We start from the raw sequence: 14,402 nt of genomic DNA on the forward strand, positions 1-14,402 counted from the left end.
CGCGATGCGGGGGCTGTCATAGGAGGACGCATGGAACTTTTCGATCTTGGCGGGCGCAGGGCGCTCGTCACCGGCTCGTCGATGGGAATCGGTTTCGCGCTGGCGCGCGGGCTGGGGCAGGCGGGGGCGTCGGTGGTGCTGAACGCCCGCAACGCGGCGCGCCTGGACGAGGCGGCGGCGGCGCTGCGGGCCGAGGGGCTGACCGTGGACACGCTGGCCTTCGACGTGACCGACCACGCCGGCGTGCGCGCGGCGGTGGACGGCTACGAGGCCGAGCACGGTGCGATCGACATCCTGGTGAACAACGCCGGGATGCAGCATCGCGCGCCGCTGGAGGATTTCCCCGCCGAGGCCTTCGACCGGCTGATGCAGACCAATGTCTATTCCGCTTTCCACGTCGGCCAGGCCTGCGCGCGCCACATGATCGGGCGCGGTGCGGGACGGATCGTCAACATCGCCTCGGTGCAGTCGGCGCTGGCACGTCCGGGAATCGCGCCCTACACGGCGACCAAGGGGGCGATCACCAACCTGACCAAGGGCATGGCGACGGACTGGGCCAAGCACGGGCTGAACTGCAACGCCATCGCGCCGGGCTATTTCGACACGCCGCTGAACGCGGCGCTGGTGGCGGACCCGGAGTTTTCCGCCTGGCTCGAAAAGCGCACGCCCGCCGGGCGCTGGGGCAGGGTCGAGGAACTGGTGGGGGCCTGCGTCTTCCTGTCGTCGGCCGCGTCGAGCTTCGTGAACGGGCATACGCTGTTCGTGGATGGCGGCATCACCGCAAGCCTCTGAGGACGGTGCGCGGCGCTGTTGCTTCGCAAGGCGCCCCGCCCACCGTCCCGTCGGGCAAGAGATCTCAAGGGAGGAAAGAGATGAGTGACAAACCTGTTGTCGGGTTCATCGGCGTGGGCCTGATGGGCCACGGCATGGCGAAGAACATCCTGAAGGGCGGCTATCCGCTGGTGGTGAAGGGCAACCGCAACCGTGCGCCCGTCGAGGACCTGCTGGCGCAGGGTGCCGAGGAGGTGGCGACCCCGCGCGAAATGGCCGAGCGCTGCGATGTCATCCATCTCTGCCTGTCGAACTCGCCCCAGATCGAGGCGGTCTATCACGGCGAGGACGGCATTCTCGCCGGGGCGCGGCCCGGCCTGATCGTGGTGGATTGCTCGACGGCCGATCCGGTCTCGACCATGAAGCTGGTCGCGGCGCTGGTGGAGAAGGGCGGCGAGATCGTCGATGCGCCGCTCGGGCGGACGCCGAAGGAAGCCGAGGAGGGCCAGCTGGACGCCATGGTGGGCGGTTCGGATGCGGCCTTCGAGCGGGTGCGTCCGATCCTGGAATGCTGGGCGGGCAACATCAACCGCGTCGGTCCCGCCGGGTCGGGGCACAAGATGAAGCTGATCATGAACCTGATCTCGATGAGCTATGCGGCGCTGTACGGCGAGGCGACGGTCCTGGCCGCCAAGGTCGGCCTGCCGCCCGAGACCGTGCGGCGGGTGATCGGGTCGTCCCGTCTCGGCAACGGGTTCTTCGACACCTTCATGAAGTACACCGTCGACCGGGATCGGGACGCGCACAAGTTCTCGATCGCCAATGCCTCGAAGGATGTGCGCTATGCCAATGCCATGGCGGCGGATGCCGGGGCGCTGTCGCTGATCGCCGCCGCCACGCGCCAGTATTTCGCGCATGTGGAGGCGATCGGGCATGGCGACGACTATGTACCGATGCTCGGGGATCACATGGCGCGGCTTTCCGGCATCGACATGGCCGAGGAGGCGGCGAAGCGCTGACATCCCGGCCTCGCGGCCGTTGAAGGCTGCGTATTTGGAACAAGAAGAAGGGCAAGGGGCGGACCTTTGCCCTTTTTCCGTCCGGGACGGGCAGGGGCGGGGACAGGCGGTCAGGTGGTCGCGCGGCGGATCAGGGTGAAGCCCATGTCGATCCGCGTTCCCGGCGCGCTGCCGTCGAGGATCAGCCGGGCGGCGCGGCGCCCGATGGCATCGCCGTCGATGCGGATCGTGGTCAGCGCCAGGCCGGATTCTCCGGCGAGGTCGAAGTCTCCGAAACCGGTGATGGCGAGGCGTTCGGGCACGGCGTGGCCCATGCGGCGCGCCTCGCAGAGGGCACCGGCGGCGAGGGCGTCGCTGACGCAGACCACGGCGCGGGTGTCGGGCCAGCGGCGGAGCAGGTCGCGCAGGCCTTCTGCGCCGTAGTCGAAGCCCGTGGCCTCGGCGCGGGGCGGCACGCGCACGACGCGCAGACCGTCCAGCGCGGCGGCCTGATCCTCGTAGCCCTTGAGGCGCAACTGCCCGCGCTGGTCGCTGTCGCGCGTGGTGCCGATGAAGCCGACGCGGGTGCGGCCGGTGTCGATCAGGTGCCGGGTGATGGCGGCCCCCGCCGCGCGGTTGGAAAAGCCGACCGCCGCGTGCACCGGCCTGTCTGGCAGTTCCCAGAGTTCCAGCACCGGGATGCCGGCGCGCTCCAGCAGGCCGCGGGCCCGGGCGGTGTGCAGCGCGCTGGTCAGCACCAGCGCCTCCGGGCGGCGGCCGAGGTGGGTGGGGATCAGCGCGGCCTCGGTCTCCGGGTCGTATTGCGTCGCGCTCAGCAGCAGTTGCAGGCCGCCTTCGGCGAGGCCTTCGGTCAGGCCCTGCACGGTCGATGCGAAGACCGAGGCTTCGAGCGTTTCGATCAGCGCGCCGACGATGCGCGAGCGTTGCGAGGACAGGGCCCCCGCGGTTTCGTCGAGCACGTAGCCGAGGTCGGCCACCGCCGCGCGGACCTTTTCAAGCGTCGCGGCGCTGACCTTGGACGGGCTGCGCAGGGCGCGGCTGACGGTCATGGTGCCCACGCCGGCGTGGCGCGCAACGTCGCCCATCGTCACCCATCTACGCCCGTCGGCCATGTCGATCCATCCTTCCGCAGGCGGCTTTGCCCATGATGATATCGATATCACTGGATCTCGGCAGGCTCAATATGGTATCGATACCATACGGGCCGGGAATCAGGTTTTCCCGGCCGGGCGCAAACACGGAGGAGACGGGTGTGCTGAGCGACGATCAGAAGACGTTCTACGATGACAACGGGTATCTCATGGTGGAGGACGTGCTGAAGCCGGAAGAGCTGATGCGGATGCAGGAGATCACCTACGATCTCATCGACCGGTCCCGTGCGATCACCGAGAGCAACGAGGTCTACGATCTCGACAAGGGACATTCCGCGGAGACGCCGAAGCTCACCCGGATCAAGCTGCCGCACAAGGTCGATCCGTATTTTTGGGACATCCTGCGCAACTCCGGCGTGACCGAGGTGATCCGCGACCTGATCGGCAACCAGGCGACGTTGCTGACCGCCAAGCTCAACACCAAGGCGCCGGGCGGCGGGGCGGCGGTGGAATGGCACCAGGACTGGGCCTTCTATCCGCATACCAACGACGATCTGCTCGCCTTCGGCATCATGCTCGAGGACGTGGAGGAGGACAAAGGCCCGCTGATGGTCATTCCCGGCTCGCACAAGGGTCCGATCCTGAGCCACCACCAGAACGGCGTGTTCTGCGGCGCGGTGGACCCGGACGACCCCGATTTCCACCTCGACCGGGCGGTGACGCTGACCGGCAAGGCGGGGAGCATGTCGGTGCACCACGCGCGCATCCTGCACGGCTCGGCGCCGAACCGCAGCGACCGGGCGCGGCTGATCCTGTTCTACGAGATGGCCAAGGGCGATGCCTGGCCGATCCTCGGGGCGAACAGCTATTTCCACGCGCTGGGGCAGGCGAAGTTCTGGGCGGATCTGCAGGACCGCACCATCATCGGCGAGCCCTGCCTGACGCCGCGCCTGGAGAACGTGCCGGTGCGGATGCCGCTGCCGCCGGCGCCGGACGCGTCCTCGATCTTCAAGACCCAGTCATCGGGCGGGGCCAAGAGCGCCTTTGCCTGACGGGGGCAGGGTGCGCCTGCCCCTCGGTACCCTGCGCCCCCTTCCCGGCCCTCCCCCGACGCGGGGGAGGGTTCGTCGCCCTGCGGGGGCGATCAGATCTCGACCAGGCGCTTGTCGGCGATCATCTCGGTGATTTCGAGCGGGTCGCAGAAGCCCTTTTCCACATCCGCATCCAGCGCATGTTCCAGCTCGCTCACATGGGCGAGGCGCGCGATCACCGCGTCGATCCGCTCGAACGGCACGACGACCACGCCGTCGCGATCCGCGACGATCATGTCGCCGGTGCGCACCAGCCGGCCGCCGAGCGTGACCTCGCCCCCGACCGAGCCGGGGCCCTTGGCAAAGGGCGAATTCGGCGTGAGCCCGGTGCACCATGCGGGCAGGCCGACCTTGACGATGCCCGCGTAGTCGCGCAGCGGCCCGTCGGTGACGAAGCCCGCGCCGCCGCGGTTCTTGAGCATGCCCATCACGCGGTCACCCGCCGCCGCGCAGCCCTGGTGGCCGCTTGCGCCGCCGACCAGCACGTCGCCCGGCGTGATGTAGTGCAGCGCCGCCAGCGTCGCGAGCAGATCCGACGGGCGGTTGTCGGCGGTCAGGGCAGGTCCCGCGACCACGCAGTCGATGTCGCGCCCGTCGCCGATGGGCGAGATCGCCGCGTCCAGCGCGCCGGACCCGTCCATCGCGTCGCAGACAAAGCCGGTGGGCACGCCGCGAAAGGCCGCGATCTGCGCCTCGGTCGGGCGGCGGCGGTCTTTTGTGACCGTCAGGAGAGGGGGTTCTTCGATCATCACGATACTCCTAGGACATGAGAAACTGCGCGAGGTAGAGCGTGCCCATCCCGGCGACCAGCGCGCCGGTGACGGACAGTTTGAAGGCCACCACGAAGGTGACGAGGGCGGCGAGGATGCGGGCCGGATCGGTGTCGCCCCCGGTGGCGGCGGGCCAGAGCACCAGCGGCGTCACCATGGCCGGCAGCACTCCGACGCCGACATATTTCAGATGCAGGACCAGCCAGTCGGGCATCCTGCGGCGCCCGAGGAAGCCGAGAAAGGAAAACCGGATCAGGAAGGTGCCGATGCCGAGGCCCGCGGTCAGGGTCCAGAAGGTGGCATCGTCGATCATGCCACCCGCTCCGTCCGCCGTTTCAGCGCCAGTTCGAGCTGCGCCCCCACCAGCATCGCGACCACTGCCGCGGCGATCAGACCCAGTCCGGAGGGGAAGCCCGCGAAGAGGATGGCGCAAAGCACCGACACGCCCGCCGCCACCACGTGCGGCAGCGAGCGCAGCAGCGGCGCGGTGATCGCGATGAAGCAGACGGGGGCGGCGAAATCCAGCGACAGGGCGGGCGGGATCGCCTGCCCGATGAGCGCCCCGAGGAAGGTGCAGCCGTACCAGAACGGGCAGATCATCGCCATGACGCCGAAGTAGTAGGCCACCTTGTCGGCGCGGCTCATGCGGGGCTGCTCTTCGTAGGTGCGTACCGCCACCGCATAGGCCTGGTCGACCATCAGGTAGGCCATCAGCGCCCGCTGCCAGAGCGGCGCATGCCCGAGATGGGGCACCAGCGCGGCGGAGTAGAGCGCCATGCGCAGGTTTACCGCCAGCGCCGCCAGCAGCGCCACGAAGACCGGCGCCTGGTCCTGCAACAGCGCCAGCGCGGTGAATTGCGAGGCCCCGGCGATCACCAGCGACGACATCGCCACCACCTGCAGGATGTCCAGCCCGGCATCCCGCGCCACCACCCCGAACAGCATCGAGAACGGCACGACCACCGCGATGAACGGGGCGCAATCCCTTGCGCCCGCGGCAAAGGCGCTGCGCGTCATTCCTCGGGTCCGGCGTCGGGCTCGGCGTCGATCCGGGCCAGCCGCACGTAGACGAGGCCCGAGGCCGTCGCCTCGCAGCGGGCCTGCTGGAGGGTGCGCAGATCCGCCTCCATGCCGCCGGCCTCGCTCAGCGCGGTCATCCGTTCGCATTGCAGCATGTTGGCCAGCAGGTCGTAGCGCGCGTTGATCTGCACGGCGGCATAGCCGTCGGCGGGCAGGGCGGCCTGCAGCGCCTGCATCCGCTCCGCGATCAGCGCCCCCCATTGCGGCGCCGCCTCGCGGAAGCAGAGCGTGGCCGAGGCCGCCGCCTCGTCCGGCGGATAGAGAAAGCAGCTCTCGTGCGCCGCGGTCACGCACCGGCCCGGATCGGCCGCCGAGGACTCCTCCTGCAGGCAAGTGCCGACAGATTCGCGGTCGATCACGACCTCCTCCGCCATGACCGGAAAGGCCCAGAGAGCCAATGAAATCAGGGGAATCCCCATCCGCAGCGCCATCGCCGCTCCTCCTTCGTGCGATTGCTCTTGCATTTGGTATACCAAATTTGGATGATGCGGCAAGGAGGGGCGCGACGCGCGACGTCACGCCGCCGGGAGGATGTTCAAGAAGGAATAGCAACGTGTCCGACACGCGCGCCAACAAGCGGTTCCGCTCTCAGGAGTGGTTCGACAACCCCAACAACCCCGGAATGACGGCGCTCTACGTGGAGCGCTATCAGAACCAGGAATACACCCGCGACGAGCTGCAGGGCGAGAAGCCGATCATCGGCATCGCCAACACCGGCTCCGACATCGCGCCCTGCAACAAGATCCACGTCTTCCTGATGGACCGGATCAAGGCAGGCATCCGCGAAGCGGGCGGGATTCCGATGGAATTCCCGGTGCACCCGATCCAGGAGACCGGCAAGCGGCCGACCGCCGCGCTGGACCGCAACCTGGCCTACCTGTCGCTGGTCGAGGTGCTGCACGGCTACCCGATCGACGGCGTGGTGCTGACCACCGGATGCGACAAGACCACGCCCGCCATGCTGATGGGCGCCGCCACGGTCGACATTCCGGCCATCGCGCTGAACGGCGGGCCGATGCTCGACGGTTGGTGGAAGGGCAAGCGCGCGGGCTCGGGCACCATCGTCTGGGAATCGCGCCGCCTGTTGTCGGAAGGCAAGATCGACTACGAGGAATTCATGTCCCGGGTCTGTTCCTCGGCGCCGTCGCTGGGCCATTGCAACACGATGGGCACCGCCAGCACGATGAACGCCATGGCCGAGGCCCTGGGCATGTCGCTGACCGGCAACTCGGCGATTCCCGCCCCGTTCCGCGAGCGCATGGCCATGGCCTACCAGACCGGCAAGCACATCGTGCAGATGGTGCTTGACGATCTGAAGCCCTCCGACATCCTCACCCGCGAGGCCTTCGAGAACGCCATCGTGGTGAACGCGGCGATCGGCGGTTCGACCAACGCGCCGCCCCACCTCCAGGCCATCGCCCGCCACGCCGGGGTCGATCTGGACGTGAAGGACTGGGAGACCGTGGGCTTCGACGTGCCGCTGCTGCTCAACATGCAGCCGGCGGGCGAATATCTCGGGGAATCCTTCTTCCGCGCGGGCGGGGTGCCCGGCGTGATGGGCGAGCTGATGAAGGCGGGGCGCATCCACGCGGGCGCGATGACCGCGACCGGGCAGACCATGGGCGCGAACCTTGCCGGGGTCGAAAGCCAGGACACCGACGTGATCAAGACCTATGACGCGCCGATGCGGCAGAACGCCGGGTTCAAGGTGCTGTCGGGGAACCTCTTCGACTCCGCGCTGATGAAGACCTCGGTGATCTCGCCGGACTTCCAGAAGCGCTTCCTGTCCAAGCCGGGCGAGGAAGGCGTCCACGAGGCGCGCGCCATCGTCTTCGAGGGGCCCGAGGATTACCACGACCGGATCAACGACCCGGCGCTCGAGATCGACGAACATTGCATCCTGTTCATCCGCAACGTCGGCTGCGTCGGCTATCCCGGTTCGGCCGAGGTGGTGAACATGCAGCCGCCCGATGCGCTGATCAAGCAGGGCATCAACCACCTGCCGACGGTCGGGGACGGGCGCCAGTCCGGCACCTCGGAATCGCCGTCGATCCTGAACGCCTCGCCGGAATCCGTGGTGGGCGGCGGGCTCGCCTATCTCAGGACCGGCGACAGGGTGCGGCTCGATCTCAACGCCTCGACGATGAACGCGCTGGTGTCGGACGAGGAATGGCAGGCCCGCAAGGCCGCCTGGACCGCACCCGAGATCGTCAGCCAGACGCCGTGGGAGGAAATCTACCGCACCCATGTCGGCCAGCTTGCGCAGGGGGGCTGCCTGGAACTGGCGACCGCCTATCAGAAGGTCGCCCGCAACCTGCCACGCGACAACCATTGACACCGACCGGCCCGAAGGCCCGGGGCATTCCCCCGGGCCTTTCGCATGGGCCGCACCAACGGGAGGAGAGACCCATGACTCAGAACATCATCATCACCGGCGCGGGCTCCGGCATCGGCCGGGTCACGGCAAAGGCCTTTCTCGAGGCGGGCTGGAACGTCGGCCTCGTCGGGCGCCGCGAAGAGGCGCTGAAGGAAACCGCGGGCGATGCGGCGAACGCGCTGGTGCTGCCCTTCGACGTGACCGACGCCGCGGCGGTCGAGGCCGGGTTCGCGCGGGCCGCGTCCGAGTGGGGCCGCATCGACGTGCTGTTCAACAACGCCGGCGTCAACGTCAAGGGCGGCATGATCGACGAAACCCCGGTCGAGGACTGGCTCTACATCAACCAGGTCAACATCACCGGTGTGTTCCTCGCGGCCCGCGCCGCCTTCGGACAGATGCGCAGGCAGGACCCGCAGGGCGGCAGGATCATCAACAACGGCTCGGTGTCGGCCCATGTGCCGCGCTGGGGCTCGTCCTGCTACACCATGACCAAGCACGCGGTCACCGGCCTGACCCGGTCGCTGTCGCTGGACGGGCGGGCGTTCGACATCGCCTGCGGCCAGGTCGATATCGGCAACGCGCTGACCGACATGGCGGTCAAGATGACCAAGGGCGTGCCCCAGGCCGACGGATCGGTCGCGGTGGAGCCGGTGATGGATGCCGCGCACGTCGCCTCGACCGTCATGCACATGGCCTCGCTGCCGCTGGACGTGAACGTTCAGTTCGTGACGGTGATGGCCTCGGCCATGCCCTACATCGGTCGCGGCTGACGATCCCGGACCGGGTCGGCCCGCCTCGGACCCCCTTCGGGGGCGCTCGGCGGGCCGGGCCTCCGGCGGGGATATTTCAGGCCAGAAGAAGCCGCAGCGCCGGCGCTCATGGCATCTTCTGGCTGAAAATATCCCGGGGAGTCCGCGAAGCGGACGGGGCGGAGCCCCGGATGTCGGTCACTTGTCCGAAGACGGGACCTTGGGATTGGGCGTCGTCGTCGGCCGCCCGAGGTGGCGTTCCCGGTGCCAGATGTAGAGTCCGGCAAGGATGATGATCGCTCCGCCCGCGAGGGTCCAGACCGTCGGCCAGGTCGAGAAGACGACGATCCCGGCGAGGGCGGCGGTCAGGATCTGGATATAGACCACGGGTGCGAGGATCGAGGCATCCGCCAGCCTGTGGGCGGTGGTGGCGACGATGTGCGAGCTCGAGCCGAAGACGCCGATCAGGCAGAGCATGAAGGTCACCCCGAGGTTGTCCGGTCCCTGCCAGCCCGGCAGCACCACCGGCGCGAGCACCAGTGTCGGCAGGGCCGCCCCCCAGATCTGCGAGGTCGCATTGCTTTCCCGGCCCGCCAGCAGCCGCGTCATGATGAAGTAGCCCGAGGCACAGACCAGGGCCGCGAGCGAGAGCAGCATCGCGGGGTGGAATTCCGCGCCCCATGGCTGCATGACCACCAGCACGCCGACAAAGCCCACGCAGATCGCCATGATCCGGTGGATGCCGACCTTTTCACCCAGGATCGGGATGGCGAGCAGCGTTACCGCGATGGGCCCGGCGAACATGATCGTCGTCGTGACCGTGATCGGAAGATAGGCCAGCGCCAGGAAGTTCAGCATCGTCGAGCCCATGAGGAAGGCCGAGCGCAGGAACTGCTTGCCGGGATTGGCCGTGCGGAACACGCCGCGACCTTCGACCGGGGCGAGCACCAGCAGCGCCACGACGAGGTGGCCGGCGTAGCGGCACCAGACCACCTGCAGGGCGGGAATGCCCGCCCCGAGCAGCCACTTGGCCGAGGTGTCGATGCAGGTGAAGCCCAGCACGGCGAGCGCCATCAGCAGCACGCCGCGCGCGGTGTTCTCCTCGCGGGGGGCGATGGACATCAGCCGTTCGCCCAGCCGCCGTCGATGACATGGGCGACACCCGTGGTGAAGCTCGACTCGTCCGAGCCGAGATAGACCGCGAGGGCCGCGATTTCCTCCGGCTGGCCGATGCGCCCCATGGGCTGGCGGGCGACGAAGGCGGCATGGGCGGCGGCGTAGTCTCCGGTCGCTTCCAGGCGCTGCTTCAGCGAGGGGCTTTCCACGGTGCCGGGGCAGATGCAGTTCACCCGCACGCCGCGCTGGACGTAGTCCTTGGCCACCGACTTGGTGGCGCCGATCACCGCCGCCTTGGACGCGCCGTAGATGAACCGGCCCGGCGCCGCGAGGATCGAGCCCGCCACCGAGGCGACGTTGACGATGGCGCCGCCGCCGCGCTCCACCATGCCGGGCAGCGCCGCCTGCATGGAGTGGAACTGCGCGCGCACGTTGAGATTGAAGGCCATGTCGAAATCCGCGTCCGTGGCCTCGGCGATCTCCCCGGCGTGCACGAACCCGGCGCAGTTCACCAGGATGTCGGGCGCGGCTTTCCGGATCGCCTCCTGCAGCGCGGCCTTGTCCATCACGTCGAGGGCGAAGGTCTCGCAGGGCAGCCCCTCGAGGAGGTCGGCCCTGAGGTCGGTCGCGGTGACGGTGGCGCCTTCGCGGATATAGGCCTCGGCGATGGCGCGGCCGATGCCTTGTCCCGCCGCGGTGATGAAGGCGCGCTTGCCTTGCAGTCTCATGTCTCAGTCCTTCAGATGTTTCGAGAAGTAATCCACCATCTCCGGCACCATATGGTCGCCGAAGTCATGCCCGATCGCCTCGGCCAGCGCGCTGTCGGCGCAGCCGGACATGCGCGAGGTCGCGCCGAGGTCTTCGGCCATGCGGCGGTAATAGCCCACGTCCTTCTTGCCATTGGCCACGGCGAAGGCAAGGTCGATCCGGCCTTCGGTGGCCCAGGCCTTGATGAAATCCATCATGCCGGAGTGGTTCGGCCCCGCCGCCATCACCGCGTGCAGCTTCGCGCGGTCGATGCCGGCGAGATCGGCCATGGCAAAGGCCTCGGACATGGCGAGCGCGGTGGTCATGGCGTAGAAGTTGTTGATGAGCTTGATCGTGTGGCCGGAGCCGAGCGCGCCGAGGTGGAAGACGTTCTCGCCCAGGGTGTCGAGTTCCGGCTTCACCTTGGCATAGGCGGCTTCGTCGCCCGCGCACATGATGTTGAGCTTGCCCTCGCGGCCATGGGAGGGGGTGCGGCCGAGCGGCGCGTCGAGATAGATCGCGCCCCGTTCCGCGAGGTCGGCACCGATCTTGAGGGTGGAGCCCGGCAGGGAGGTGCCGAAGTCGATGACGATCTGGCCGGGCTTTGCGCCCGCCAGCACGCCATCCTCGCCGTAGACGCGGCTTTCCACCTGGTCCGAGGTGCCCATGCAGAGCATGACGATGTCCGTGGCCCCGGTCAGGGCCCGGGCCGAGGCGGCCTCGCTGCCGCCGCGCGACAGCGCCTCTTCGACGCCGGTGCGGTCGCGGTTGCCGAGCACGGTCAGCGCGTAGCCCGCGTCCTGCAGGCAGCCGACCATGGCGCGGCCCATGAGTCCGAGGCCGATGAAGCCGATTGTCGGTTTGGTCATGTTGGTCCTTCCGTCAGGTTCCGTTGAAATCGCCCGGCACCTCTCCGGCGCGGACAGGGTGACCCCTGCGGCCCGAAAGCGCCGCGGCCAGCGTCATCTCCAGCGCCGCCATGCCGTCGGGCCCGGTGCAGAGCACGTCGTCCTCGCCGCCCGCGACGACCGCGGCAAAGCGTTCGACCTGGGCCTGCAGCGCGTCGATCTTGTCGAAACTGCGGGGGTCGTGGCGCTTCATGGGCTTGGACCACTCGATCTCGCCGGGGGCGGAGCGGCCCCAGAGCGTGAGCGAGGGGAATTCCAGCGCGCCCTCGGTGCCGAGGATACGGATGTAATCCTGGTGCGAAGCGGCGATGATCGGGTTCTCGGCGCTCGCCGCCTCGAAGGACCAGGGCGAGGCCCCGGCATCGGAGATGAGATAGGAGCCGAGGGCGCCGTTCTCGAAACGGAAGGCGAGGGCGGCGGTGTCCTCGATGACGAAGCCGCGCGTGGCCGAGGAGAGCAGGGCCGTGGCCTCGGTGATCTCGCCGACGAAGAAGCGCAACAGGTCGAGTTCGTGGGTGAGGTTGGTCAGCATCGGCCCGGCGCCCGGCTGGCGGCGCCAGTCGACATCGTAATAGCTGTCGTGCTTGCGCAGCGACCAGCAGCCCTGGATGCCGACGAGTCGGCCGATGTCCTGCAGCGCGTCGCGGGCGGCGATGGAGAAGGGGTGGCAGCGCCGGTGATGGCCGGTGAAGAGCGGCAGGCCCGCCGCGTCGGCCGCGGCGATCAGGGTGCGGGCATCGTCCAGCGTGCCGGTGAGCGGCTTTTCCACGATCACCGCCCAGCCGCGCGCGAGGCAGGCGAGGCCGCTCGGCAGGTGGTCGGGCGTCGGGGTGGCGATGATCGCGCCGCGGGTCTCGGCGGGAACCTCGTCGAGACCGGCGACCACGGGCAGGCCGAGGGCGCGCAGTTCTTCGCGCCGCGGCGCGAAGGGTTCGACCACGGCGGTGAGCCGGGTGGCATCGGAAGCCTGCGTGACCTCGATGTGGCGCATGCCGATGGAGCCGCCACCGACGACACAGAGCGGGAGCGGGGTCATGCGCGGTCTCCGGTCCGGGCGGGAGCAAATTCCTTGGAAGGAATTTGCAAATCTTTTGGAAAAGATTTGCGGGCGCGGGGGGAGGGGGTGCTCATCACATCACCGCTCCCACCTGCCAGGGCACGAATTCGTAGTCGCCGAGCCCCTGCGCTTCGGACTTGCTCTGCTCGCCCGAGGCCATGCGCAGCCACATCTCGTAGATCTCGCGGCCGACCTCCTCGACCGAGGCGCCCTCGGTCAGGATGCGGCCGGCGTTGACGTCCATGTCCTCGGTCTGTTTCTCGTAGAGCACCGAGTTCGAGGCGACCTTCATCGAGGGCGAGGGTTTGGCGCCGAAGGCCGAGCCGCGCCCGGTGGTGAAGCAGACGAGGTTGCAGCCGGAGGCGATCTGCCCGGTGACCGAGGCCGGGTCGTAGCCGGGGCTGTCCATGAAGCAGAAGCCGCGGGCGGTCACCGGCTCGGCGTATTTGTAGACGCCCATCAGCGGGGTGGTGCCGCCCTTGGCCGCCGCGCCGAGCGACTTTTCGAGGATCGTGGTCAGCCCGCCCTTCTTGTTGCCGGGCGAGGGGTTGTTGTCCATCGAGCCGCCGGCGCGGGCGGTGTAGTCTTCCCACCACTTGATGAGGCCGATCAGCTTCTCGCCGGTTTCGCGGCTGGCCGAGCGGGCGGTGAGCAGGTGTTCGGCGCCGTAGACCTCGGGGGTTTCGGCCAGCACGCCGGTGCCGCCCTGGGCGACCAGCAGGTCGCAGGCGTAGCCCACGGCGGGGTTGGCGGTGATGCCGGACCAGGCGTCCGAGCCGCCGCATTGCAGGGCGACCATGAGTTCGGAGGCGGGGCATTCCTCGCGCCGGGCCTTGTCGACCTCGGGCAGCATCGCCTCGACCTGGGCGATGCCCTTTTCCACGGTCTTGCGCAGCCCGCCCACGTCCTGGATGTTCATGGTCTGGAACAGCGGTCCGGGCTGGAGGCCGTAGGCTTCGAGCAGCCAGTCGATCTGCATGCCCTCGCAGCCGAGCCCGGCCATCATCACGCCGCCGACGTTGGGGTTGCGCGCGTAGCCCCAGAGCACGCGCTGGAGGAATTCGAAGCCGGTGCCGTCTCCGCCCATGGCGCAGCCGGTGCCGTGCACGAAGGCGACGACGCCGTCGACGTTGGGATAGGCGGCAAGCCGGTCGGGGGTGAAATGTTCGGCGATCTTGCGCGCCGCCGTGGCCGAGCAGTTCACCGAGGTCAGCAGGGCGATGTAGTTCCGGGTGCCGACGCGGCCGGTGGCGCGGCGGTAGCCCATGAAGGTGTCCGGTTTCGCCGCCGGGGCGACGGGGCGCAGGTTGGTGCCGAATTCGTAGGCCATGTCGACGTTGCGGAAGGCGAGGTTGTGGGTGTGGACATGGGCCCCCTTCGCGATGTCCTCGGCGGCATAGCCGATGAGCTGGGCGTATTTCAGCACCGGCTCGCCCGAGCGGATGTCGCGGGTGGCCATCTTGTGGCCGCGGGGAATGAGCTGGATTGCGCCGTCGTCGCCGATCTCGAGCGGGGTGACGGCGGTGACGACGTTGTCGGCGTCGGAAAGGCGGATGGTCTTCATGTCTGTCCTCGGACGGGTGAGGGGGAGGGGCTCTGCCCCGTCGCCGCCTGCGCGGCGACTCC

15 protein-coding genes are annotated in these 14,402 nt (G+C 68.7%); 5 read left to right on the forward strand and 10 right to left on the reverse strand.

The features are described from left to right. Nucleotides 1-30: 30 nt before the first annotated feature. Together ACN0RJ_RS08880 and ACN0RJ_RS08885 are read left to right on the forward strand one after the other, a co-directional pair. Complete coding sequence (locus tag ACN0RJ_RS08880; protein WP_417720907.1) at nucleotides 31-792, forward strand: SDR family oxidoreductase; 762 nt, start codon at nucleotides 31-33, stop codon at nucleotides 790-792. 80 nt (nucleotides 793-872) lie between these two features. Continuing rightward, on the forward strand, nucleotides 873-1,790 hold the full coding sequence (locus ACN0RJ_RS08885) for an NAD(P)-dependent oxidoreductase (RefSeq protein ID WP_417720906.1): 918 nt from the start codon (nucleotides 873-875) through the stop codon (nucleotides 1,788-1,790). Between the two features lie 110 nt (nucleotides 1,791-1,900). Here ACN0RJ_RS08885 and ACN0RJ_RS08890 read toward each other — a convergent pair whose 3' ends face one another. Beyond that, complete coding sequence (locus ACN0RJ_RS08890; protein WP_417720905.1) at nucleotides 1,901-2,902, reverse strand: LacI family DNA-binding transcriptional regulator; 1,002 nt, start codon at nucleotides 2,900-2,902, stop codon at nucleotides 1,901-1,903. A gap of 140 nt (nucleotides 2,903-3,042) precedes the next feature. On the opposite strand from ACN0RJ_RS08890, the gene ACN0RJ_RS08895 reads away from it, so the two are divergent. Further along, entirely contained in the window at nucleotides 3,043-3,933 is an 891-nt protein-coding gene (locus ACN0RJ_RS08895; RefSeq protein ID WP_417720904.1) for a phytanoyl-CoA dioxygenase family protein, read from the forward strand. Nucleotides 3,934-4,025: 92 nt separating this feature from the next. Here the strand turns inward: ACN0RJ_RS08895 and ACN0RJ_RS08900 are convergent, their stop codons facing one another. Genes ACN0RJ_RS08900 through ACN0RJ_RS08915 form a run of 4 tightly spaced genes read right to left on the reverse strand, consistent with a single transcriptional unit; the run spans nucleotide 4,026 to nucleotide 6,253 of the window. Beyond that, nucleotides 4,026-4,721, reverse strand: coding sequence for an RraA family protein (locus tag ACN0RJ_RS08900; protein ID WP_417720903.1), 696 nt, complete (start codon nucleotides 4,719-4,721; stop codon nucleotides 4,026-4,028). Nucleotides 4,722-4,731: 10 nt separating this feature from the next. Continuing rightward, nucleotides 4,732-5,055, reverse strand: a complete 324-nt coding sequence (locus ACN0RJ_RS08905) for an AzlD domain-containing protein (protein ID WP_417720902.1) — start codon at nucleotides 5,053-5,055, stop codon at nucleotides 4,732-4,734. Beyond that, nucleotides 5,052-5,759 carry an AzlC family ABC transporter permease gene (locus tag ACN0RJ_RS08910; protein ID WP_417720901.1) on the reverse strand — a complete coding sequence of 236 codons (708 nt, stop codon included), beginning with the start codon at nucleotides 5,757-5,759 and terminating at the stop codon, nucleotides 5,052-5,054. Before ACN0RJ_RS08910 ends, ACN0RJ_RS08905 begins: the two co-directional genes overlap by 4 nt. Then, nucleotides 5,756-6,253, reverse strand: a complete 498-nt coding sequence (locus ACN0RJ_RS08915) for a hypothetical protein (RefSeq protein ID WP_417724040.1) — start codon at nucleotides 6,251-6,253, stop codon at nucleotides 5,756-5,758. Before ACN0RJ_RS08915 ends, ACN0RJ_RS08910 begins: the two co-directional genes overlap by 4 nt. Nucleotides 6,254-6,375: 122 nt before the next feature. Between ACN0RJ_RS08915 and ACN0RJ_RS08920 the strand changes: the two genes are divergently transcribed. Next, on the forward strand, nucleotides 6,376-8,157 hold the full coding sequence (locus ACN0RJ_RS08920; protein WP_417720899.1) for an IlvD/Edd family dehydratase: 1,782 nt from the start codon (nucleotides 6,376-6,378) through the stop codon (nucleotides 8,155-8,157). Nucleotides 8,158-8,231: 74 nt separating this feature from the next. Beyond that, nucleotides 8,232-8,969: an SDR family oxidoreductase gene (locus ACN0RJ_RS08925; RefSeq protein ID WP_417720898.1), complete on the forward strand. Its 738-nt coding sequence runs from the start codon at nucleotides 8,232-8,234 to the stop codon at nucleotides 8,967-8,969. Nucleotides 8,970-9,146: 177 nt separating this feature from the next. Here the strand turns inward: ACN0RJ_RS08925 and ACN0RJ_RS08930 are convergent, their stop codons facing one another. The 5 genes from ACN0RJ_RS08930 to ACN0RJ_RS08950 all read right to left on the reverse strand — a co-directional run bounded on the left by ACN0RJ_RS08930 (nucleotide 9,147) and on the right by ACN0RJ_RS08950 (nucleotide 14,340). Beyond that, nucleotides 9,147-10,070, reverse strand: a complete 924-nt coding sequence (locus tag ACN0RJ_RS08930; protein ID WP_417724041.1) for a DMT family transporter — start codon at nucleotides 10,068-10,070, stop codon at nucleotides 9,147-9,149. Further along, nucleotides 10,070-10,792: an SDR family oxidoreductase gene (locus tag ACN0RJ_RS08935; protein ID WP_417720896.1), complete on the reverse strand. Its 723-nt coding sequence runs from the start codon at nucleotides 10,790-10,792 to the stop codon at nucleotides 10,070-10,072. Before ACN0RJ_RS08935 ends, ACN0RJ_RS08930 begins: the two co-directional genes overlap by 1 nt. Before the next feature lie 3 nt (nucleotides 10,793-10,795). Further along, the gene (locus ACN0RJ_RS08940; RefSeq protein ID WP_417724042.1) at nucleotides 10,796-11,680 is read right to left on the reverse strand and encodes an NAD(P)-dependent oxidoreductase; all 885 of its coding nucleotides are present in this window, start codon (nucleotides 11,678-11,680) and stop codon (nucleotides 10,796-10,798) included. Nucleotides 11,681-11,693: 13 nt separating this feature from the next. After that, nucleotides 11,694-12,755, reverse strand: a complete 1,062-nt coding sequence (locus ACN0RJ_RS08945; protein WP_417724043.1) for a Gfo/Idh/MocA family protein — start codon at nucleotides 12,753-12,755, stop codon at nucleotides 11,694-11,696. Between the two features lie 94 nt (nucleotides 12,756-12,849). After that, nucleotides 12,850-14,340 (reverse strand): UxaA family hydrolase, encoded by a 1,491-nt coding sequence (locus tag ACN0RJ_RS08950; protein WP_417720893.1) that lies wholly within the window; start codon nucleotides 14,338-14,340, stop codon nucleotides 12,850-12,852. Between the last annotated feature and the right edge of the window lie 62 nt (nucleotides 14,341-14,402).

It is taken from the genome of Salipiger sp., assembly GCF_048261495.1.
GTDB lineage: Bacteria > Pseudomonadota > Alphaproteobacteria > Rhodobacterales > Rhodobacteraceae > Salipiger.